At 69.7% G+C, this 21,169-nt stretch carries 22 protein-coding genes; 15 read left to right on the plus strand and 7 right to left on the minus strand.

The window, feature by feature from the left end:
- Nucleotides 1-75: 75 nt before the first annotated feature.
- Nucleotides 76-684, plus strand: a complete 609-nt coding sequence (locus P0W64_RS06620; protein WP_275479288.1) for an ElyC/SanA/YdcF family protein — start codon at nucleotides 76-78, stop codon at nucleotides 682-684.
- A gap of 59 nt (nucleotides 685-743) precedes the next feature.
- Here P0W64_RS06620 and ychF read toward each other — a convergent pair whose 3' ends face one another.
- Nucleotides 744-1,817 (minus strand): redox-regulated ATPase YchF, encoded by a 1,074-nt coding sequence (ychF, locus tag P0W64_RS06625; RefSeq protein ID WP_275479289.1) that lies wholly within the window; start codon nucleotides 1,815-1,817, stop codon nucleotides 744-746.
- A 129-nt stretch (nucleotides 1,818-1,946) separates the two neighbouring features.
- Here ychF and P0W64_RS06630 point away from each other — a divergent pair, with 129 nt between their 5' ends.
- From P0W64_RS06630 to P0W64_RS06660, 7 genes are read left to right on the plus strand one after another with little or no spacing between them, the layout of a single operon-like run.
- The gene (locus P0W64_RS06630; RefSeq protein WP_275479290.1) at nucleotides 1,947-4,220 is read left to right on the plus strand and encodes a carbon starvation CstA family protein; all 2,274 of its coding nucleotides are present in this window, start codon (nucleotides 1,947-1,949) and stop codon (nucleotides 4,218-4,220) included.
- A complete protein-coding gene (locus P0W64_RS06635) occupies nucleotides 4,217-4,390 on the plus strand; it encodes a YbdD/YjiX family protein (RefSeq protein WP_275479291.1) in 174 nt (57 codons plus the stop codon). The genes P0W64_RS06630 and P0W64_RS06635 overlap by 4 nt, the downstream gene beginning before the upstream one ends.
- 52 nt (nucleotides 4,391-4,442) lie before the next feature.
- A complete protein-coding gene (locus tag P0W64_RS06640) occupies nucleotides 4,443-5,900 on the plus strand; it encodes an AlkA N-terminal domain-containing protein (RefSeq protein ID WP_275479292.1) in 1,458 nt (485 codons plus the stop codon).
- A 47-nt stretch (nucleotides 5,901-5,947) separates the two neighbouring features.
- On the plus strand, nucleotides 5,948-7,042 hold the full coding sequence (locus P0W64_RS06645) for an AI-2E family transporter (protein ID WP_275479415.1): 1,095 nt from the start codon (nucleotides 5,948-5,950) through the stop codon (nucleotides 7,040-7,042).
- A gap of 11 nt (nucleotides 7,043-7,053) precedes the next feature.
- Nucleotides 7,054-7,395 (plus strand): DUF1801 domain-containing protein, encoded by a 342-nt coding sequence (locus P0W64_RS06650; protein ID WP_275479293.1) that lies wholly within the window; start codon nucleotides 7,054-7,056, stop codon nucleotides 7,393-7,395.
- A gap of 55 nt (nucleotides 7,396-7,450) precedes the next feature.
- Entirely contained in the window at nucleotides 7,451-8,524 is a 1,074-nt protein-coding gene (locus P0W64_RS06655; protein WP_275479294.1) for a DNA recombination protein RmuC, read from the plus strand.
- Nucleotides 8,525-8,540: 16 nt separating this feature from the next.
- Nucleotides 8,541-10,352: a DUF6542 domain-containing protein gene (locus P0W64_RS06660; protein WP_275479295.1), complete on the plus strand. Its 1,812-nt coding sequence runs from the start codon at nucleotides 8,541-8,543 to the stop codon at nucleotides 10,350-10,352.
- Nucleotides 10,353-10,356: 4 nt separating this feature from the next.
- Here P0W64_RS06660 and P0W64_RS06665 read toward each other — a convergent pair whose 3' ends face one another.
- Nucleotides 10,357-10,929, minus strand: a complete 573-nt coding sequence (locus tag P0W64_RS06665; RefSeq protein WP_275479296.1) for a YdeI/OmpD-associated family protein — start codon at nucleotides 10,927-10,929, stop codon at nucleotides 10,357-10,359.
- 6 nt (nucleotides 10,930-10,935) lie between these two features.
- Nucleotides 10,936-11,886 carry a 4-hydroxy-3-methylbut-2-enyl diphosphate reductase gene (locus P0W64_RS06670; protein ID WP_275479297.1) on the minus strand — a complete coding sequence of 317 codons (951 nt, stop codon included), beginning with the start codon at nucleotides 11,884-11,886 and terminating at the stop codon, nucleotides 10,936-10,938.
- A 60-nt stretch (nucleotides 11,887-11,946) separates the two neighbouring features.
- On the opposite strand from P0W64_RS06670, the gene P0W64_RS06675 reads away from it, so the two are divergent.
- Genes P0W64_RS06675 through P0W64_RS06685 form a run of 3 tightly spaced genes read left to right on the plus strand, consistent with a single transcriptional unit; the run spans nucleotide 11,947 to nucleotide 14,113 of the window.
- Nucleotides 11,947-12,621, plus strand: a complete 675-nt coding sequence (locus tag P0W64_RS06675; RefSeq protein WP_275479298.1) for a lipid droplet-associated protein — start codon at nucleotides 11,947-11,949, stop codon at nucleotides 12,619-12,621.
- Nucleotides 12,618-13,892 carry an exodeoxyribonuclease VII large subunit gene (xseA, locus tag P0W64_RS06680; RefSeq protein ID WP_275479299.1) on the plus strand — a complete coding sequence of 425 codons (1,275 nt, stop codon included), beginning with the start codon at nucleotides 12,618-12,620 and terminating at the stop codon, nucleotides 13,890-13,892. The genes P0W64_RS06675 and xseA overlap by 4 nt, the downstream gene beginning before the upstream one ends.
- The gene (locus P0W64_RS06685; protein WP_275479300.1) at nucleotides 13,889-14,113 is read left to right on the plus strand and encodes an exodeoxyribonuclease VII small subunit; all 225 of its coding nucleotides are present in this window, start codon (nucleotides 13,889-13,891) and stop codon (nucleotides 14,111-14,113) included. The genes xseA and P0W64_RS06685 overlap by 4 nt, the downstream gene beginning before the upstream one ends.
- Here the strand turns inward: P0W64_RS06685 and P0W64_RS06690 are convergent.
- Nucleotides 14,110-14,697 (minus strand): DUF4245 domain-containing protein, encoded by a 588-nt coding sequence (locus P0W64_RS06690; RefSeq protein WP_275479301.1) that lies wholly within the window; start codon nucleotides 14,695-14,697, stop codon nucleotides 14,110-14,112. The genes P0W64_RS06685 and P0W64_RS06690 overlap by 4 nt on opposite strands.
- A gap of 130 nt (nucleotides 14,698-14,827) precedes the next feature.
- Here P0W64_RS06690 and glpX point away from each other — a divergent pair, with 130 nt between their 5' ends.
- Complete coding sequence (glpX, locus tag P0W64_RS06695; RefSeq protein WP_275479302.1) at nucleotides 14,828-15,841, plus strand: class II fructose-bisphosphatase; 1,014 nt, start codon at nucleotides 14,828-14,830, stop codon at nucleotides 15,839-15,841.
- 33 nt (nucleotides 15,842-15,874) lie between these two features.
- Nucleotides 15,875-17,278 carry a class II fumarate hydratase gene (locus P0W64_RS06700; RefSeq protein WP_275479303.1) on the plus strand — a complete coding sequence of 468 codons (1,404 nt, stop codon included), beginning with the start codon at nucleotides 15,875-15,877 and terminating at the stop codon, nucleotides 17,276-17,278.
- A gap of 55 nt (nucleotides 17,279-17,333) precedes the next feature.
- On the opposite strand, the gene P0W64_RS06705 is transcribed toward P0W64_RS06700, so the two are convergent.
- On the minus strand, nucleotides 17,334-17,783 hold the full coding sequence (locus P0W64_RS06705; protein WP_275479304.1) for an anthrone oxygenase family protein: 450 nt from the start codon (nucleotides 17,781-17,783) through the stop codon (nucleotides 17,334-17,336).
- 80 nt (nucleotides 17,784-17,863) lie between these two features.
- Between P0W64_RS06705 and P0W64_RS06710 the strand changes: the two genes are divergently transcribed.
- Entirely contained in the window at nucleotides 17,864-18,802 is a 939-nt protein-coding gene (locus P0W64_RS06710; protein ID WP_275479305.1) for an AraC family transcriptional regulator, read from the plus strand.
- On the opposite strand, the gene P0W64_RS06715 is transcribed toward P0W64_RS06710, so the two are convergent.
- On the minus strand, nucleotides 18,778-19,092 hold the full coding sequence (locus P0W64_RS06715; protein ID WP_275479306.1) for a hypothetical protein: 315 nt from the start codon (nucleotides 19,090-19,092) through the stop codon (nucleotides 18,778-18,780). The two genes, P0W64_RS06710 and P0W64_RS06715, sit on opposite strands and share 25 nt — an antisense overlap.
- A gap of 146 nt (nucleotides 19,093-19,238) precedes the next feature.
- Between P0W64_RS06715 and P0W64_RS06720 the strand changes: the two genes are divergently transcribed.
- Entirely contained in the window at nucleotides 19,239-19,826 is a 588-nt protein-coding gene (locus P0W64_RS06720; protein ID WP_275479307.1) for a class I SAM-dependent methyltransferase, read from the plus strand.
- A gap of 7 nt (nucleotides 19,827-19,833) precedes the next feature.
- Here the strand turns inward: P0W64_RS06720 and P0W64_RS06725 are convergent, their stop codons facing one another.
- Nucleotides 19,834-21,117 (minus strand): permease prefix domain 1-containing protein, encoded by a 1,284-nt coding sequence (locus P0W64_RS06725; protein ID WP_275479416.1) that lies wholly within the window; start codon nucleotides 21,115-21,117, stop codon nucleotides 19,834-19,836.
- Nucleotides 21,118-21,169 lie beyond the last annotated feature (52 nt).

The following is a 21,169-nucleotide window of genomic DNA, read 5'->3' on the forward strand; positions in this document are numbered from 1 at the left end:
TGAGGCACCGGTACATACGACAGAGCGCGTGATCGGCCCCTCCCCACGCCCGGAACGACCGCTACGCTCGGCCGGGTGTCCGCTCGGTTGCGCCGCTTGATCCGGATCGCCGTGGTCGTGGTGATCGTCATCGTCGCGGCCTCCAGCGCATGGGTGCACTGGGAGAGCCGGTCGCGCATATCCGCGGACGCGACCCGGCCGTGGGTGATCGTGCTCGGAGACCGCGTGCGCGACGGCGAGCCGTCGGTGTACCTACGCGAACGCCTCGACACCGCACTGACCGTCGTGCGGGAACATCGCGCCCAGCGCGTTCTGATCTCGGGGCACGCAGCATCGACCAGGGGCGACGAGGTCGCAGCGATGCGCAAGTACCTGGTCGACCACGGAGTCGACGGCCGGGCGATCACCGACGACCGCTTCGGGGTGACGACCTACAACACCTGCGCCCGCGCGAAGTCCGTCTTCCAGGTCGACAAGGCCATCGTGGTCACGCAGGACTTCCACCTGCGCCGTGCGGTCGCCCTGTGCGTCGCCGAGGGTATCGACGCAGTCGGCCTCGAGGCGGATTCTGATGCCGGCGCCTACCTGACCGTACGCAACTGGGTCCGTGAGATGACACTGTCACGCCCCAAGGCCGCGCTCGACGCACTCATCGACCCAGGCCCGGAGACCCGCGAACGCTGAGCCGTGGGCGATGCGCTATGCCGAACGCCGCCCGCGCTGCGATCAGCGCGATGCCACGCTTACACGTTGAAGCGGAACTCCACCACGTCCCCGTCTGCCATGACGTAGTCCTTGCCCTCCATCCGCACTTTGCCGGCGGCTTTGGCGGCGGCCATCGAGCCGGCGGTGTCGAGGTCCGCGAAGGACACGATCTCAGCCTTGATGAAGCCCTTCTCGAAGTCGGTGTGGATCACTCCGGCGGCCTTGGGGGCGGTGTCGCCCTTGCGAATCGTCCAGGCGCGCGATTCCTTGGGACCCGCGGTGAGGTAGGTCTGCAGGCCGAGCGTGTGGAAGCCGGCCCGCGCCAGCGCGTGAAGTCCCGGCTCGGACTGGCCGATGGATTCGAGCATCTCGGTCTGGTCCTCAGGCTCGAGCTCGAGCAGCTCGGATTCGATCTTGGCGTCCAGGAACACGGCATCGGCGGGAGCGACCGCCGCGACCAGCTCGGCGCGGCGGGCCTCGTCGGTGAGTACGCCCTCGTCGGAGTTGAAGACGTAGAGGAAGGGCTTCGCGGTCATCAGGTGCAGGTCGCGGATGGGGGCGGTGTCGAACCCGGCCGCGAACAGCGTACGCCCGTCCTCGAGCACGAGTTGCGCAGCGCGAGCCACCTCCAAGACCTCGGCGAGGTCCTTGTTCTTACGCGCCTCCTTCTCGAGCCGCGGCAACGCCTTCTCGATGGTCTGCAGGTCGGCGAGGATCAGCTCGGTGGCGACGACCTCGATATCGGCGAGCGGATCCACCTTGCCGGCCACGTGGACGACGTCGTCGTCGGTGAACACGCGCACCACCTGGCAGATCGCGTCGGCCTCGCGGATGTTCGAGAGGAACTGGTTGCCCATGCCCTCGCCCTCCGACGCGCCCTTGACGATGCCGGCGATGTCGACGAACGACACGGTCGCGTGCAGGATGCGTTCCGAGCCGAAGATGTCGGACAGGCGGTCCAGGCGCGGGTCGGGCAGGTTGACCACGCCGACGTTGGGCTCGATGGTCGCGAACGGGTAGTTCGCGGCTTCGACCTCGCTGTTGGTGAGGGCGTTGAACAGGGTGGACTTGCCGACGTTGGGCAGACCGACGATTCCGAGGGTAAGGCTCACGACCGGCCAGTCTACGGGCCGGATCCCGCCCGCCGGGAAGCCGATCCATTCCGCCCCACCGGCCGGCCATCGATGCGACGATTCGACCACGCCGAGCACAACCAACGACCCGAACCCGGAGGTCCCGGAGTGTCAGCACCAGCAGCGCCGCTCGAAGAGCGCGACGGCGATGTCACCTACATCCGCACCGACGCCGACAAGCCGCCGGTAGCGATCATCGACCGCAGCCCCATCACCGTGCGTCACAAGGTCGTCTTCGGCGGGATCGCGCTGATCGCGGCCGTCGCCTGGGCGGTCATCGCGTTCGAGCGCGGCGAGTCGGTCAATGCGATCTGGTTCGTGCTCGCCGCCGTATGCAGCTACGTCGTCGGCTACCGCTTCTACGCACGCCTTGTGGAGATGAAGATCGTCCGCCCGCGCGATGACCGCGCGACCCCGGCTGAGATCCTCGACAACGGCACCGACTACATGCCCACGGATCGCCGCGTCCTGTTCGGCCACCATTTCGCCGCGATCGCCGGCGCGGGTCCGCTCGTCGGCCCCGTCCTCGCCGCTCAGATGGGCTATCTCCCCGGCACGATCTGGATCATCGTCGGTGCCCTCGTCGCGGGTTGCGTGCAGGACTATCTGGTGCTGTGGGTGGCGACCCGGCGACGGGGACGCTCGCTCGGGCAGATGGTGCGGGACGAGCTCGGCGCCGTCGGCGGAGCCGCGGCCATCATCGGCATCACCGCGATCATGATGATCCTCATCGCGGTACTCGCCCTCGTGGTGGTGCAGGCACTCGCGGTGAGCCCGTGGGGCGTGTTCTCCATCGCCGCAACCATTCCCATCGCTCTGTTCATGGGCCTGTACCTGCGGTTCCTGCGACCGGGCCGCATCTCGGAGGTGTCGTTGATCGGGGTCGTGCTGCTGCTCGCCGCGGTCGTCGGCGGCCGGTACGTCGCCGAGACGTCCTGGGGTGCATCGTGGTTCGGCCTCTCCCCGGTCGCCCTCTCGTGGGCGATCATCATCTACGGCTTCTGTGCATCGGTACTCCCGGTGTGGCTGCTCCTGGCGCCCCGCGACTACCTCTCGACGTTCATGAAGGTCGGAACCATCGCGCTGCTGGCGATCGGCATCGTCATCGCCCGGCCCGTGATGTCGGCGCCGGCGGTCACCGACTTCGCACACAACGGCGCGGGGCCGGTCTTCTCGGGTGCGCTGTTCCCGTTCCTGTTCATCACGATCGCGTGCGGAGCGCTCTCGGGCTTCCACTCCCTCATCAGTTCGGGCACCACACCCAAACTGCTGGAGAAGGAGGGGCAGATGCGGATCATCGGTTACGGCGGCATGCTCACCGAGTCGTTCGTCGCGATAATGGCCCTCGTCACCGCCTCGATAATCGACCAGCACCTCTACTTCGCGATCAACGCTCCCGCGGCCAAGACGGGCGGCGCGGCCGATACCGCCGCGGCCTACGTCAACGGCCTCGGGCTGCACGGTGACCCGATCATCGCGGATCAGATCACCACCGCTGCCAAGGACGTCGGAGAGTCCACCATCGTGTCCCGCACGGGCGGGGCGCCCACGCTCGCGTTCGGGATGTCAGAGGTACTGCATCGGGTCTTCGGCGGCAGCGGGTTGAAAGCCTTCTGGTACCACTTCGCGATCATGTTCGAGGCGCTGTTCATCCTCACCACCGTCGACGCCGGCACCCGCGTGGCGCGCTTCATGATCTCGGACGCCTTCGGCAACTTCGGAGGTCCGTTCCGCAAGCTCCGCGACCCGAGCTGGCGCCCCGGCGCATGGGCGGCCTCGTTCGTCGTGGTGGCACTGTGGGGTTCGATCCTGCTGATGGGCGTCACCGACCCGCTGGGCGGCATCAACACGCTCTTCCCGCTGTTCGGCATCGCCAACCAGCTGCTAGCGGCGATCGCACTGACGCTCGTCACAGTGATCGTCGTCAAGAAGGGCTATCTGAGGTGGGTGTGGATCCCGTTGGCGCCCTTGGCCTGGGATCTCACAGTCACCATGACAGCGTCGTGGCAGAAGATCTTCTCGTCCGACCCCACAGTGGGCTATTGGAAGCAGCACAGCCAGTACGCCGCGGCGGCCCACGCCGGCAAGGAGAGCTTCCGCTCCGCGAAGACGCCCGCCGCGATCGACGCCGTGGTCCGCAACACCTTCATCCAAGGCACACTCTCGATCGTGTTCGCGCTCATGGTTCTCGCAGTCTTCCTTGCCGGGATCTACGCCGTCGCGCGGACGCTGCAGGGACGTGGCCGTCCGCTCACCGAGGATCCGCCCGAGCCCAGCCACCTGTTCGCCCCGAGCGGGTTGGTTCCGACGGAGCACGAACGCACTGTCCAGCACGCCTGGGCCGGCGCCCGGCAGACCGAGACCCATGGAGCACGAAGGTGATCCGCGCACTCCGGGCGGTCGTCCGGTACGTGGGGGACGTCATGGGCGACACCCATTACGCACGCTACGTCGAGCACCGCCGGCGGGATCACCCCGGCGAGTCCGTGCTCAGCGAACGAGAGTATTGGCGGGCCAGACACGAGGGCGCCGTGACGGCGAGGTGCTGCTAGCCCGTCCGATTCCCGCTAGCGCACCTGAGGTTCGGATGCCAGAGTGGACCCCGTGATCGCCGCGACAACACTCGACTTCGACTCCTGCTACCGGGCGATCGCCAGCCGAGACCCGCGGTTCGACGGGCAGTTCGTCACGGCCGTCAGAACGACGGGGATCTACTGCCGACCTTCGTGTCCGGCACGAACACCCAAGGCGGAGAACGTCAGCTTCCACCTCACCGCCGCCTCGGCACAGGCCGCCGGGTACCGCGCGTGTCGGCGGTGCCTCCCGGATGCGGTACCGGGCTCGCCACGCTGGAATCGCGAGTCCGATCTGACGGCCCGCACCATGCGCCTGATCGCCGACGGCGTGGTCGATCGCGACGGTGTCGGGGGCCTCGCGGCCCGGCTCGGATACAGCAGCCGTCAGCTGAGCCGGGTCCTGACGGCGGAACTCGGCGCCGGGCCGCTCGCCCTAGCCCGCGCGCACCGCGCGACGACGGCGCGGATCCTCATACAATCGACATCGATGCCGTTCTCCGACATCGCCTTCGCCTCAGGATTCAACTCCATCCGGCAGTTCAACGACACCATCGGCGAGGTCTTCGGTGTCCCGCCCGGAAGGCTCCGCGCCACCCGGCACCGCGACAGCCCGCCCGGCGAGATCACCCTCCGGCTCGCGCTGCGGCCTCCGTACGACATCGACTGGTGCACATGGTTCCTCGGATCTCACGCCGTGAGCGGCGTCGAGCACCTCGCAGGCACGGTGTACACCCGCACCCTGCCGCTGCCGCGCGGCCCCGCCGTGGCCGAGGTCGAACTCGCCACAGCAGCAAGTGGATTCGTCCTCGCGAACCTGCGGCTTGCCGACCTGCGCGACCTCCCTGCCGCGGTCGCCCGACTTCGCCACCTACTCGATCTCGATGCCGACCCGGAGGCTGTCGACGCCGCCCTCGCCGCCGATCCGGTACTCGCACCCCTCGTCGCCCGGAGCCCCGGTATCCGACTGTTCGGCAGTATCGACGGATCGGAGCTGTTGCTGCGCACCATGATCGGACAGCAGATCTCTGTCGCGGCAGCCCGTACGCACCAGTCACGGCTCGCGGTCGAGCTGGGGGACGCCGTCGACGGCCCGGGGATCACGCGTGCGTTCCCCACCGCCCGCGCGGTCGCAGATCGCGGCGCCGAGATCCTGACAGGGCCCCGCGCGCGGATCCAGGCGATCGTGGCCGCGGCGGCAGCCCTCGCGGACGGGACCGTCGATCTGCATCCAGGCCTCACCCGCGACGAGGCACGCACCCGCCTTCTCGCCCTGCGCGGCGTCGGTCCGTGGACCTCTCACTACGTCGCTATGCGGCTGCTCGCGGATCCGGACACGCTGCTCGACACCGACCTCGTCATCCGCAGAGCCGCCTCGTCCCTCGGCATCGATCTCGCCGAGAACCGTTGGAGTCCCTGGGCGTCCTATGCCTGCATGCACCTGTGGAACCACGCCGTCCGCGGAAGCGCACTACGATCGGCCACGTGAACCGGACACGAGGAGCGGTATACGGCAAGTCGGGTCGCTGGCTCGCCATGTGGAGCGTCCGTATCGTCGCCATCGCCGCGCTGCTGTGGGTGCTGTCGAAGGTGATCGGGATGCTGTGGAGCGTCCTCCTTCCGGTGCTGTTGGCCGTGATCGTGTGCACCGTCCTGTGGCCACTCGTGGACCGCCTGCGGCGCTGGCGCCTGCCGCCCGCACTCGCGACCGCCGTCACGATGATCCTGGCGCTCGCAGTGCTCGCGGGAATCATCGGGGCCATCGCGCCATCGGTAGTGAGCCAGTCGCAGCAACTCGCGACGCAGGCCTCGACCGGTGTGCAGCATGTGCAGAAGTGGGTTCAGGGTCCGCCGCTCAACCTGGGCGACGAGCAGATCAGTCAGTTCGGCGACTCCATAACCTCCAAGTTGCAGTCCAGCGCCCAGTCGATCGCCTCCGGCGTGTTCACCGGCGTCAGTGCCGCGACGTCGGCTGTGGTCACGGTCGTGATGGTGCTCATGCTGATGTTCTTCTTCCTCAAAGACGGCGACCGCTTCCTGCCCTGGCTCCGCCGTACCGTCGGCGACCCGGCGGGCGGTCACGTCTCAGAGGTCCTGCGGCGCGTATGGCAGACCCTGGGTGGGTTCATCCGCACGCAGGCGCTCGTCAGCCTGATCGATGCGGTATTCATCGGGCTCGGCCTGGTCCTGCTCGACGTCCCGCTCGCGTACGCCCTGGCCGTGGTGACGTTCATCGGTGGTTTCATCCCGATGGTCGGCGCATTCGTCGCCGGCGCCCTCGCGGTGCTCGTCGCCCTCGTGTCGGGCGGCTTCGGCACGGCGCTCGCGGTGCTCGCGGTCGTCATCGCGGTGCAGCAGCTCGAGGGCAATGTGCTGTCGCCCATGCTGCAATCCAAGTCCATGGACCTGCACCCGGCGGTCGTGCTGCTGTCTGTAGCGCTCGGCGGGACCACGTTCGGCATAGTCGGTGCGTTCCTCGCGGTGCCCGTCGCCGCCTCCGTCGCCGTCCTCGTGCGGTACCTCGGGGAACGCGTCGACGCGCAGGTCGACGACGGTGCCGACCTCGCACACCCCGCCCCCGACGACGGGCAACCCGAGGATGCGCCCATCGCCTCTCCTGCGACGGAGTAGACATGAGTGCCATGAGCGGAGACTGGAGGACGCACCTAGTGGACAAGGTGCGGTCCCTCATCAACGAGGCCGAGCCCGACGTCGTCGAGGAGGCCAAGTGGAAGAAGGCGTCCAATCCGGACGGTGTGCCCACCTTCTCGGCCGACGGGCTGATCTGCACCGTCGAGACCTACAAGGACAAGGTGAAACTGACGTTCGCCAAGGGCGCGTCCCTCCCCGACCCGACGGGGCTGTTCAACGCGAGCCTCGACGCGGGCACGCGGCGGGCCATCGATATCCGCGAGGGCGAGCCGCTCGCCGACGACGCCCTCGTCGCGCTGGTCCGCGAGGCGGTCGTCCTCAACCGCGCGTAGCGCCGTCACCTGCACCGACCGAAACCTGTCGGTGGGTCGCGGTAGACAACGAGGCATGAACACCGTGTGCCTACTCGTCGCCACGATCACACTCCTGATCGGGGCGATCGTCGGCTGGTTCGCGCACGCTCGGGTTGCAGCCCGCGGGCCGCAACCCGTGCAGGCCGCCGAGCTCGGCGGGGCGATCGGCTCGCTGGTGATGCCGCTCCGGCAGACCGTCGACGCCCTCGGTCGCAACCTGATGGCAGCGGAGCGCGATCGGGTGGCCGCATTCGCCGGGCTGCGCGAACAGATCGGGAACGTCGCCCGCACATCCGATCAGCTCCGCGCCGAGACGGTGTCGCTGCGTTCCGCCCTGCGTTCGCCGCAGGTGCGCGGTCGGTGGGGTGAGTTGCAACTGCAGCGCGTCGTGGAGCTCTCGGGCCTGTCCAGATACTGCGACTTCAGCACTCAGGTCTCGGCGCAGAACGGGCAATCGCGAATCCGGCCGGATCTCGTGGTGCATCTAGCCGGCGGGCGCGAGCTGGTCGTCGATTCGAAGGTGCCTCTCGACGCGTACCTCGACGCGGTCGACGCCCCCGCGGCCGAGCGGCCAGCGCTGCTCGCCGACCACGCCCGCCACGTCCGCTCCCACGTCACCGCACTCACGTCGAAGCGGTACTGGGACGCCTTCGGATCGCCGGAGCTGGTGGTGATGTTCGTCCCGGCCGAACCGTTCCTCGACGCCGCGCTCGAGGTCGACCCCGAACTGCTCGAGTTCGCGCTGGAGCGCAACGTGGCGCTCGCCACTCCGACGACCCTCGTCGCCATGCTGCGTGCAGTCGCCCTCGCCTGGCGGCAACACGCTCTCACCGAGGATGCCGCGCGGATCCACGCACTGGGCAAGGAACTCGGCGACCGGCTGGAGACCGTGAACAATCACTTCGCAGGCCTGGGCACCGCGCTGACCCGCACCGTCGACGCATTCAACACGACGGTCGGCTCCTACAACGCGCGCGTCGCCGTCACAGCCCGTCGCCTCGCCGACCTCGATTCCATGCCGAATCGGGCGATTGAGGAACATGAAGGTATCCACACGAGGCCACGCGCGGTCCCCACGGTGGCGGGTACAGAGTTCTCCCGCGGTTAACCGGTACGGTTCATGTGTGTCGAAGTTCCAACCGTCGCGCTCCCAGGTACCGATCGATGAACGGTCGGTCCTGGCCACAGTGCCTGGACTGCCCTGGTGGGGCGCGATCCTCACCCTTGCGGCGTTCACCGCGCTCGGGGCGTTGCTGTCCGCCGCCGTCTCGGGCGGGCACATCGGATCGGTATGCATCGCAATCGGAGCGATCGTCGCGGTGCTCGTCATACGCAACCGCGCGCTGTTCACCGCGATCGTCCAGCCGCCCCTGTTCATGGCGCTCACGATCCCGCTGTACAACTGGCTGACTCTGTCGGATGACAGCTCATCGTCGGCGGCGAAGATCGTGCTGGACGTGGCGCTGCCACTGGTGCGGCTGTTCCCGTGGATGTTCTGGATCACGGTCGTAACGGCGGTCATCGGGATCTCGCGCTGGGTCCTCTACCGAGCTGCCACGCACACGGCCCGATCGGCTGCGCGCGGCAAGCCGGCATCGGCCCCGGCGTCTGCACGATTGCGGCTCAAGGACATCGCGGCCAAGGCCGAGCCCAAGAGCGGGCGCAGCTCCTCCCGCACCGTCCCCTCGACCGCCGCAGGCCGTGCCCGGCGCCCTGCGACCGTCGCCGCCGGCGTGGCGGGTGGCGCGGCCACCGCAGTCGCGGGCGCTGCTCTTGCGGGCAGCGCGGGAGGGACTTCCGAGGCCCGTCCCCAGCGCCGCTCCGCGAAGTCCGAGGTATCGGGTGGAGGGCGCGCTGAGAAGGCACCGTCCCACGCCAAACGTAAGCCCAAGTCCACCGAGTCCCCGCTGGCGAGGCTGCGGAGGCTGGGCGCCGACCGCACGCCCGACGAGCGGCGCGACGCCCGGCCCGCGTCCGGCGAGACCGACCGGCCCCGCCGCGGAGGCGACCGCCGCGGCGCACGCGACGAGCACCAGCGGGCGCGGACCGCGATGGCTCGCGACGGCCGCGAAGCCGCGTCCTCCGGCCGGCCGCACTCGGACCGGCCGACCCGTCGGCCCCGTGACCTGTCCGAGGCGGAGGCGCCTCGCACGCGGCCGCACCGCATCGTTCCTCCGGGGCTCGCGGACACCCAGATCGTCCCCCCGGTGCGCGACGAGCCGCCCGCGTGGGAGCGGCCCGGCCGTAACCCGGAGTCGCAGCCCAGGGGCGACCGTCGCGGCCGACCGGCCGCTCCGCGCGCCGACCGTGCCGCGGAGTCCCGTGTCCCGCGCCCGCCAGAGTCCCGCGTCTCCCGCCCGGGCGAGCCACGAGGACGCTCGGCGGATCCTCGCCCTGCCGAACCCCGAGGAGCGGCGGCACGCGGCCGCGCGTACGGCCCCGGTCCACGCGGCTCGGAGGCGCCGCGCAGTGATCCTCGCGAGCCTGGTCCAGCGCCGCGCCGGGAACCGCGCGCCGGCGACCCGCGTCGCGAGGGCGACCGCCGCCCGGTGGCCCCGCGCCCGTTCCCCGTCGGGTCGGAGCCCGCACGCGACGAAGCCCCGCCCCGTCCCGCTTCGCGCCGGGGCGATGACGAAGGCCGTTCCGAAGGCCGCGGCGGCCGCCGCCGAGCGCCCGAGGACCGCGCCAGGGATTACCGCCGCGAAGCCCGCGATCTCGACCGCGCCCGTGGCCAGCGCCCCGACGCACCACAGCCGATCCGACCCGATTCGAGCCGGGAGGCTGCACGAGCCGAGCGTCCCGGCCGCTACGACCACTACAGGTCCCCCCGCTACCGCGGCGAGCCGGATCAGAACTTCCACGACGACTTCGCGGACCAGGAGCAGGCGCCCGAGCCGCCCCGCCGCGAGATCCGCCGGCACCGCTACAAGGACTGAGTCGTCAGTGGAACGTCTCGCCGCGTTCCAGCATGTCGACCAGGTCCGCGATCCGTCGCGCGCGGGTGTCGGCCCGCTTGGCCGTCTCGACGCGGTAGAGGACGGCGTACCGATTCTGCGACGTCAGCCCGGCGAAGAAGTCGCGGGCACCGGGTCGGGCGTCGAGCGCGGCCTGTAGGTCGGGTGGCACGGTCGCCGCCGCTGGGCCCGCATACGCGGCGTCCCACCGCCCGTCGGCCTTCGCAGCGTCGACGGCAGCCTGCCCCGCGGGTCGCATCCGGCCCTCGGCCGTCAGCCGCGCGACGTGGTCGCGATTGCGCCGCGACCACGACGACCGCCGGGTCCGCGGCGTGAAACGCTGCCGGAAGTAGTCCTCGTCGACGCGGCGCACCTGCCCGTCGATCCAGCCGAAGCACAGAGCCGCATCGAGCGCGGCCGGGTAATCGATGCTCGCGACGTCGACATGCTTCTTTGCGATACGCAGCCACAGCCCGGGCGACGACGAGTGATTCCGCTCCAGCCAGCGGTAGAACGCATCGCCGTCGGAGAAGAACTCCTCCGGCAGCTCCGTGGTCATATGCCGCTACGCGCGGGTGCGCGGCCGCAGCTCTCGCGGCAGCGCGAAGACCAGCGTCTCGTTCGCGGTGGTGACCGTCTCCACCTCGCCGAAGCCCCGCTCGGCGAGGTAGTCGACCACGCCGCGCACCAGGATCTCGGGAACCGACGCACCGGATGTGACGCCCACGGTCTCCGCACCCTCGAGCCACGCCTCGTCGATCTCGCGGGCGAAGTCGATCAGGTGGGAGGTCCGCGCGCCCGCCTGCAGCGCGACCTCGACGAGCCGCTTAGAGTTCGACGAGTTGTTGGAGCCGACCACGATCACCACATCGCAGCGAGGCGCCATCGCTTTCACCGCGACCTGCCGATTCTGCGTCGCATAGCAGATGTCGTCGCTGGGCGGGTCCTGCAGATTGGGGAACTTCTCCCGCAGTCGCCGCACGGTCTCCATCGTCTCGTCGACGGACAAGGTGGTCTGCGACAGCCAGATCACCTTGTCCTCGTCGCGCACCGAGACCGACTCCACCGCGTCCGGTCCGTCGACGAGCTGCACGTGCTCGGGCGCCTCGCCCGCGGTGCCCTCGACCTCCTCGTGACCCTCGTGACCGATCAGCAGGATGTCGTAGTCGTCACGGGCGAACCGCTTCGCCTCCTGGTGCACCTTGGTGACCAGCGGGCACGTAGCGTCGATCGTGCGCAGGCTGCGGTCGGCCGCGCCGGCGTGCACCGCGGGCGACACGCCATGCGCCGAGAACACCAGCAGCGACCCCTCGGGTACCTCGTCCGTCTCGTCGACGAAGATCACGCCCTTCTCCTGCAGCGTGTCGACGACGTGCCGGTTGTGGACGATCTCCTTGCGCACGTACACGGGCGCGCCGTGCTTCTCGAGCGCCTTCTCGACGGTCTCGACGGCCCGGTCCACGCCCGCGCAATAGCCGCGCGGCTCGGCCAGCAGGACTCGCTTGGCTGAACTCATGCCATAAAGGCTACGGCACCTGAGCGCCCCCTCGCCGCGCCGATGAGGCACCCTAGACGGATGAGCCGTTTCCCGTTTGTCGTCCGTGTGGCGGTCGGCGCGGTCGCCGTCGCCGCTGAGAAGGGCCAGGAGCTCGTGACCGGCGCCGTCAGCGCGCCCCTCGTCGTCGGCAGCAAGAGCGCGAGCGCGTTCCTGCGGGTCCAGCAGGACATCGCAGGCCTCGCTGTGCGCGGCGACGAGGCCATCGACGCCCTGTTCCCCACCGCACCCGAGGAGAAGCCGGCCTGGGCGACCTTCGACGACGAGGACGACGTGGAGGTCGAGTTGCCCGTACGGCAGACGACCGTGACCGTCATCGACCCGGAATCGGTACCCGACGTGGCCGACGACACGGACGCGCCGGCACTGGCAGAAGCCGACGCCGCCCCGGCCGCGCCGGAGCGCGAGGAGAAGCCGACGTTCGATGCGGGACCGCCGTCAGGCCGGTACGCGCTCTACAGCTCGCCGCCCGCGGAACCCAGCAGCCCGGAACCGAAGGCCGAACCGCAGGTGGACGCACCTGCGGTCGTCACGCGGTTGGACTACACCGAGCTGACCCTCGCGCAGTTGCGCGGCCGCGTCGGATCCCTGGGCGCCGACGACCTGCGCGACCTGCTCGCATACGAGAAGGCCAACCGCGCGCGGCCGCCGTTCCTGACGATGATCGAGAACCGCCTGGAGCGCGCGAGAAGGTGACCTCGCCACAGGGCGCCGGACCCAGCTCACCCGAGCATCCGTGGCCGGTCCGCGTGGTCGCGATGAAGATCGCGCAGTGGATCGACCGGCTCGGCGAGATCTGGGTCGAAGGCCAGATCACGCAGCTCAACCGCCGCGGTACCGGCACGGCGTTCCTGACGCTGCGCGATCCGTCCGCCAACATGTCGGTGCAGGTCAGCTGTAATCCTCAAGTCCTGGACCGCTCGGAGGTTCCACTCACCGAGGGCACCCAGGTGATCATGCGCGGCAAGTTCAGCTACTGGACGGGCCGTGGGTCGCTGTCTCTGCGCGTCACGGAGGTGCGCGCCGTCGGAATCGGCGAGCTGCTCGCCCGCATAGAACGCCTGCGCCAGCTGTTGCACGCCGAGGGCCTGTTCGACCCGCGGGTCAAACGGCCCCTCCCATTCCTGCCGCGCACCGTTGGACTCGTGACGGCGAAGGCCAGCGCGGCCGAGCGCGACGTGCGTTCCATCGCAGAGTCCCGCTGGCCCGCGGTGCGGTTCCGCACGCAGTACGCCACCGTGCAGGGGCCGAACGCCGTGCCACAGCTGCTCGACGCGCTGCGGGCCCTCGACCGCGACCCGGATGTAGACGTCATCGTGCTCGCACGCGGCGGCGGCAGCGTGGAGGACCTTCTGCCGTTCTCCGACGAGGCCCTGTGCCGCGCCATCCACGCCGCGACCACACCGATCGTCTCCGCGATCGGTCACGAGCCGGACAATCCGCTCTGCGACCACGCGGCCGACGTCCGCGCCGCGACCCCCACGGACGCTGCCAAGCAGGTCGTGCCCGACGTGGCCGCCGAGTCCACCCGCGTCAGGGAGCTGCGCGAGCGCAGTCGCACGGCACTGCGCGGGTGGGTGGCGCGCGAGACCCACGTCCTCGCCGCGCTCCGCTCACGACCGGTGCTGGCGGACCCGATGCGTACCGTCGACGCCCGTGCCGACGACGTAGCGAGGCTGCGCCGGGACGCGCGACGGGACGTGACCCGCCTGATCGACGCGGAGGGCTCCACCGTCGGGCACCTGGCCGCGCGGCTCTCCGCGCTCGGTCCCGCGGCGACGATGGCCCGCGGCTACTCGATCGTGCAGCGGGTCACGCCCGAGGGTGACAGCCCCGTCGTGCGGTCCGTCGACGAGCTCGCGCCCGCAACGCAGCTTCGCATCCGCCTACCCGACGGTGCCGCACGCGCCGCCGTCATGGGCGTGGATCGGATACCCACAACCCGAGCCCAGGAGGAGCAACAGTGAGCGATCCGGAGGAGAAGGACGTCGCGACCCTCGGCTACGAGGAGGCCCGCGACGAGCTCGCGGGCGTCGTGCAGATCCTCGAGCGTGGCGGCCTCGATCTCGACGAGTCGCTGCGGCTGTGGGAGCGCGGCGAAGCCCTCGCCCGGCGCTGTGAGGACCACCTCGCGGGCGCTCGTGAGCGCATCGAGAAGGCCATCGCCGCAAGCGATTCCGAAGACTAGCGCGCCAGCGGCGCCTGGTCCTGGACGGCGGTTGCGAGCTGTTCGAAACTCGGCACGGTGGCCGAGCCGGACAGAGCGAGTGTGACGCCGTCGAGCGGCAGGAGCCACGCATTGCGGCCGTCGCCGCCCGGTCCGTACACCTGCCACGTGCGGTCGCCGACGGGGATCGTGCCCGCCTGCTTCGTCGTCGCGCCCAGCAGGTATCGAACGAAGGAGTCCGCGGGGCCATCGGATTGCGAGAGCTGCAGGAAGGTCTGGTCCGTCGGCAGGTAGCCGACGTTGACGACGTTCTGGCCGCTGCCGAGCTGAGCCTGCGACGTCGAGTTCGCCTTCCAGCCGTCGGGGACGGCCTTCGTCACGCCCGGGCCGGCCGGGGCGCGCACCGGGAACGGCGTGGTATGCGCCACCGCGGTGAGCGTTCCCTGCGCGTCGACGGCGGGCAGCTTGCTGTCCTTCGGGTTGGCCCCGAAACCGAACTGGAAGTTCCCCGAGGCGAACAGGACGATGAGCGCCAGCACGAGGAGTGGAATGATCGTCAGCGCCAGGTCGCGGGAGTTCTGCAGTAGTCGGGGTTTGTCGGCCACCCCGCCAGTATCCCCCGTCGGCGAGGTCGCCCGGCCCGCGGGGCGGTCGGCAGGCATGGAAGAATCGCCGGAGGATGAAGCCGCACCCGGCCAACGGGGGCCGAACGCGCACGGCCGAGAGGGTTGGAAGATGTCTGACGCCGATTCGACGGAGCACCAGCCGGTACGCCCGGATCGCAACCTCGCGATGGAACTGGTCCGCGTCACTGAGGCGGGCGCGCTGGCCGCAGGCCGCTGGGTGGGCCGGGGGCAGAAGGAGTCCGGCGACGGCGCCGCGGTCGACGCGATGCGGCAGCTGGTGTCGACGGTGTCGATGCAGGGCGTCGTCGTGATCGGTGAGGGCGAGAAGGACGAGGCGCCCATGCTCTACAACGGCGAACTCGTCGGCAACGGCAGCGGCCCCGAGACCGACGTCGCGGTCGACCCGGTGGACGGCACGACCCTGATGGCGAAGGGCATGCCCGGCTCGATCGCGGTCCTCGCGGTCGCCGAGCGCGGAGCGATGTACGACCCGTCCGCCGTCTTCTACATGAACAAGATCGCCGTGGGCCCCGAGGCCGCAGGCGTCATCGACATCAACGCGCCTATCGCAGACAACATCGCGAAGGTCGCCAAGGCGAAGTCCATCAAGGTCACCGACGTCACCTGCACGGTGCTGGAGCGGCCCCGGCACGAGCGGTTGATCGCCGACATCCGCGCCACCGGCGCCATTGTGCGGCTCATCTCCGACGGCGACGTCGCAGGTGCCATCGCAGCCGCGCGCCCGGAGGCCAAGACGGACATCCTGGTCGGCATCGGCGGGACACCCGAGGGGATCATCGCCGCAGCAGCGCTGCGCTGCATGGGCGGCGAGATCCAGGCGACCCTGGCACCGTCGTCGGACGTCGAGCGCACGCGGCTCGCGGACCTCGGGATCGATCCCACGGTGGTCCTGGGCACCGAGGACCTGGTGCGAGGCGAGCACGTCTACTTCGCGGCCACCGGGGTCACCGACGGCGATCTGCTCCGCGGCGTGAAATACCGCGCCGACGGCGCCACCACCCAGTCCATCGTGATGCGCTCACGCTCCGGCACCGTCCGGATGGTCGACGCGACGCACCGGCTCACGAAGCTGCGCACCTACGCGCCCATGTTCAGCAAGTAACCCCCCATCACAAGAGGAGGCGTCGCAGAGAAGATGACCGACGACACCGAGTACCGCATCGAGCACGACACCATGGGCGAGGTACGCGTTCCCGCGGCCGCGCTGTGGCGGGCGCAGACCCAGCGCGCCGTCGAGAACTTTCCGATCAGCTTCCGCCCGCTCGAGCGGACCCAGATCCGCGCCATGGGTCTGCTCAAGGCCGCATGCGCGCAGGTGAACAAGGATCTCGGGCTGCTGGATGCCGAGAAGGCGGACGCGATCATCGCTGCGGCGACGGAGATCGCGGACGGTAAGCACGACGACCAGTTCCCGATCGACGTCTTCCAGACCGGCTCGGGCACCAGCTCCAACATGAACGCGAACGAGGTCATCGCGTCGATCGCCAAGACGAACGGCGTGGAGGTGCACCCCAACGATCATGTGAACATGTCACAGAGCTCCAACGACACGTTCCCGACCGCGACGCACGTCGCCGCCACCGAGGCCGCCGCAACGGATCTCGTTCCCGCACTGCAGCATCTGCAGGAGGCCCTGGCCACCAAGGCCGGCGAGTGGCGCACCGTCGTCAAGTCGGGCCGCACACACCTGATGGACGCCGTTCCGGTGACCCTCGGCCAGGAGTTCGGCGGCTACGCCCGCCAGGTTCAGGCCGGCATCGAGCGCGTGCAGTCGACGCTCCCCCGCGTCGGCGAGCTGCCGATCGGCGGCACGGCCGTCGGCACCGGCCTCAACGCCCCCGACGGATTCGGCACCAAGGTCGTCGCCGAGCTGGTGAAGCTCACGAACGTCGACGCGCTCGGTCTCGCGCAGGACAACTTCGAAGCACAGGCAGCGCGCGACGGGCTCGTCGAGCTGTCGGGCGCCCTGAAGACCGTCGCGGTGTCGCTGACCAAGATCGCGAACGACGTGCGCTGGATGGGCTCAGGACCGCTGACCGGACTCGGCGAGATCGCCCTTCCGGACCTGCAGCCGGGCAGCTCGATCATGCCGGGCAAGGTCAATCCCGTTCTGCCCGAGGCGGTCACGCAGGTCGCCGCGCAGGTGATCGGCAACGATGCCGCGGTCACCGTCGGCGGGTTGTCGGGCGCCTTCGAGCTCAACGTGTACATCCCGATGATGGCGCGCAACGTGCTCGAGTCGCTCAAGCTGCTGGCCAACGTGTCCCGACTGTTCGCCGACCGCTGCATCGCGGGTCTGCAGGCGCACGAGGATCGGCTGCGCACGCTCGCGGAGTCGTCGCCGTCCATCGTGACGCCGCTGAACTCGGCGATCGGCTACGAGGAGGCTGCGGCGGTCGCGAAGCAGGCCCTCAAGGAGGGCAAGACGATCCGCCAGACCGTGATCGACCGCGGTTTGATCGGAGAAAAGCTGTCCGAGGAGGAGCTCGACCGCCGGCTCGACGTACTGAAGATGGCCAATCTGGACCGTCAACGCTGACAACGGATTCCACGGCGGGCTCGCGGCATTGCGTTGCGGGCCCGCCGTTCTCTTCTCATCTCCAGGCGCCCGCCAACGCACCGAGCGCAGCCAGCGCGCACAGCGCAGCACGGCCGGCGTTCCACGGCCCCCACGTCGCGACGAACTCGGACCAGGACGCCGTCCCCGCCTCGATCCGCGTGTTGAGTGGAACGTTGACCGCGATGGTGGTGACGGCGGCTAGCACGGCCGCCACTCCGCCGCCGGCGCCCAGTAACGCTGCGCCGCTGCGGTGGCCCGCAGCGAGCGACCAGACCGCCGACACCAGGCCACCGAGAGCCGCGAGGGCGAACAGGAGCAGGAACGGCGCCCGCTCGACCGACTGATTCATCCGGACCATAGCCGCCGCGGCCTGCGCCGGCTCGGCGGAGCGCTGCGCCGAGATCACGGTCGCGTATGCGAAGTAGAAGCCGGCCAGCACCGCATTCGCCAGCGCGGTCCCGGCGAGTATCCATCGAAGTGTCATACCTGCACACTGCCGCGGGCGGTCGGACGATCCCATAGCTGTTCCACTCGGTCGCATATCAGATCGTCTATGTTCGAGGGATGGACCCGCTACAGAGGTTCGTGAGCGGCCCGCGGGCGCAGGGCGTGTTCTCCCTGCACGTCTCCATGCGACCGCCCTGGTGCGTGGACGTCGACGATCGCGCCCCACTCACCGTGGTCGCCGCGACGACGGGCTCGACGTGGCTGGTCCATTCGACCGAGCCGCCGGCGCTCCTCGAGCCCGGGACGGTCGCGCTCCTGGCGCACGGCCGCCGGTACTTCGTCGCCGACGAGCCGAAACGCGCGCCGACGGTGCGCATAGGCCCGGGCCAGGTGTGTGAGCCCATGCCCGGCAGCGGAATTCGCGAGGCCGATGCGCGCGGTCTGCTCACCTGGGGCAACGCCGACGACGGCCCCGATCAACTGCTGATCGGCACGTACGAGGCGCGCTCGATGGTCGGCGACCACGTCACTGCCGCGTTGCCCGACCTCGCCGTACTCGCTCCCGGAGCCGTGGACCCCGCGCTGCTGGACCTGCTGCGGCGGGAGCTCACGGAGCCGGGTGCCGGGCACGGCATGGTCGTCGACCGGTTGCTGGACCTGATCGTGTGCATGGCGGTCCGCGCTGCCGCCGATTCCGGTTCCGGGTGGCTCTCCGGCACAACGGATCCGGTCGTGGCGGGAGTTCTGGACCTCATCCACGGCGCGCCCGCGGAGCCGTGGACGCTGGACCGCCTGGCCGACGCGGTGCATGTGTCCCGCGCGACCATGGCGGCCCGGTTCCGCACACACGTCGGGTGCCCGCCCGGCGACTACCTGATCCGTTGGCGCATCGCGCTCGCCGCGGACGCGCTGACCGAGACGGACCTACCCCTGACCGCGATCGCCGAGCGAGTGGGCTACGCGACGCCGTTCGCGCTGAGTACGGCGTTCACCCGCGTGCAGGGCACGAGCCCCGCGAGCTATCGAGCCGATCAGCGCCTGTCGGACAGGGTGTAGGAGGCTGCGGCAGACGCGGTCGCCACCGCGAACACCGCGGGCCAGGCGCCGATCTTCTTGGCGAGAGGATGCGACGCGCCGAAGCCACCGAGGTATACGGCGGCGAGCCCCGCGGCGGTCGCCGGCCCACCCTTGACCAGCCAGCTGCGTCCCGCGTAGGCGCCGGCGGCGGCCAGCACCACGCCGCCCAACGGCCGGATGCCGGTCTCCCGCGCCGCCAGGTACCCGCCGATCAGCCCCACCGCCACGATCGGCGCCGTCTGCACCGTCTCTGCACTTCGCATCGCCATGGCGCCCAGGCTACGCACCGTCGGCGACGCATAGACCGCCGGCCGCCGTCGCGAATCGAAGCCTGGGAGCGCCTATCCCGCCATATAGCGGGATAGGCGCTCTCAGAGCTCGGTTGGTGACGTGAAGCGCCGGGTAGCGTCGGGGTATGGCAGAACCGCGGTGGATAACGGACACCAAGCCCGGGCACAGCGAGTGGTATATCGAGCGATTCCGGAAGATGGCCGCCGGCGGAGCAGACCTGGACGGCGAAGGCCGCCTGATCGACGCGATGGTCCCGCGCAACGCGAAGATCCTCGATGCAGGGTGCGGACCAGGCCGAGTCGGCGGCTACCTGCACAGCCGCGGCCACACGGTGACGGGCGTCGATGTGGATCCGAAGCTCATCGAGGCCGCCGAACAGGATCACCCCGGCCCGCGGTGGCTGGTCGGCGACCTCGCCGAGCTCGACCTGGGCGAGCGGTTCGACGCGATCGTGTGCGCCGGCAACGTGATGGTATTCGTCGCCGAGGGGACCGAGACGCGAGTCCTACAGCGCTTCCGCGACCACTTGACGCAGGACGGCTTCGCCGTGGTCGGCTTCCACGTCGACCGCGGTCTCACACCGCAGCGGTTCGACGCCTACGCCGAGCAGGCGGGCCTGCGGATCGATCTCCGCCTCGCCACCTGGGACGTCAAGCCGTGGCACGAAGGCGCCGACTTCGCGGTCAGCGTCTTGCGCCCATCGGACCTGTGATCGACAGTCAGGAGAACGCGAACAACCACCCGAACCCGGCGACCACCACCGCCGCCCAGACCGCGTACACGGGAAGCATCGCGGTCTGCCACTTCTCGAGCTCATCGAACCTGCGCCGTCCTCGCACGAAGCCGATGCCCAACCATGCCGACCACGAGAGACTCACCAGCAGAAGCAGGTTCAGCCCGAGCGCGGCCGCCTTGTTGGGCGACGTCCCGAACTCGGCGGTGCGGGTCACCATCGCCAGCAGGACGATCAGATCGACCACGACGGCCGCCACCACCAGCGCCACCTGGAGTCCGTCGAACAGATCGGGGCGCCGACGCGGATCGCGCGCCGAGATCGCGTACAGCAGTAGCCCCATCACCAGAACGAGCACGCCGGCCATCAGCACGAGCAGGTCGCGATCCACGCCGATCAGGCCGGGATGCACGCCGAATGCCGCCAGCACGGCGATCAGCATCGTGAGGGTGACGGGCGTGAATATCCTGGTCAGGACTGGTGCCATGTTCTCGATGACGTCCTGTTTGGCCTCGACCAGCCATGCCGCCACGAGCACGGCGCCTGCCGCACAGCCTGGGATCAGCCAATCCTGGAAGAACGCCTCTGCGTCGATGCCGATCGCGTGGAACGAGTTGATGGTCAGGGCGCACACCACTCCGCCACCCAGCGCGATGAGCGCGTAATAGATCACGAACTCGCCGGTGAACCGGACGAAGTCCATCCGCCGCGGAGACGATCGCCACGCGCCGCCCGTGTAGAAGACCCCTACGACGAGCCACAGCAGCACGGGCGCGTGCATGGCCGCCAGCGCCTCCGTGCTGCCGCCACGCACGAAGGGATATACCGCGAGAACCACTGCGGCAACGGCGAATACGGTTCCAGACAGGAGCGCGACGCGAGCCGGTGTGCCCCGCTTCCAGCCGAAGTAGGCCGCTAGGAGTGGAAGGACGAACAGGGCCAGGAAGCGCGGGACTGCGTCGCCGAGCAGGTGCACACCGATGCATGTGGCCACGCCGGCCGACGCTCCCAGCGCCAGGACCACGACCGACTCGTGATGCCGCCCAGAGTGTTCGGGAGCCGCGTCGAGCACGAGTTGCTTCCACAGCCTGTCCGAGTGCTCACGTGCGAATTCGCGCGCAACGGCATCGGTGGATCCCATCCGCTTGATGGCGACGAGAAACGCCTCGTCGTCGTCGAGCCCCCGCGCGCCGAGGGCATCGATCGAGTCCCGCAGGTGCGCTTCGAGTTCGTCTACCTCGTCGCGTGCGATGCGGCGGCGCCGCTCCATGTATCCGCGCCACTGGCCGACCTGACCATCGAGGCCACTCGGGACGGCTCCG

The sequence above is a fragment of the Tsukamurella sp. 8F genome (assembly GCF_029167375.1).
Lineage (GTDB): Bacteria > Actinomycetota > Actinomycetes > Mycobacteriales > Mycobacteriaceae > Tsukamurella.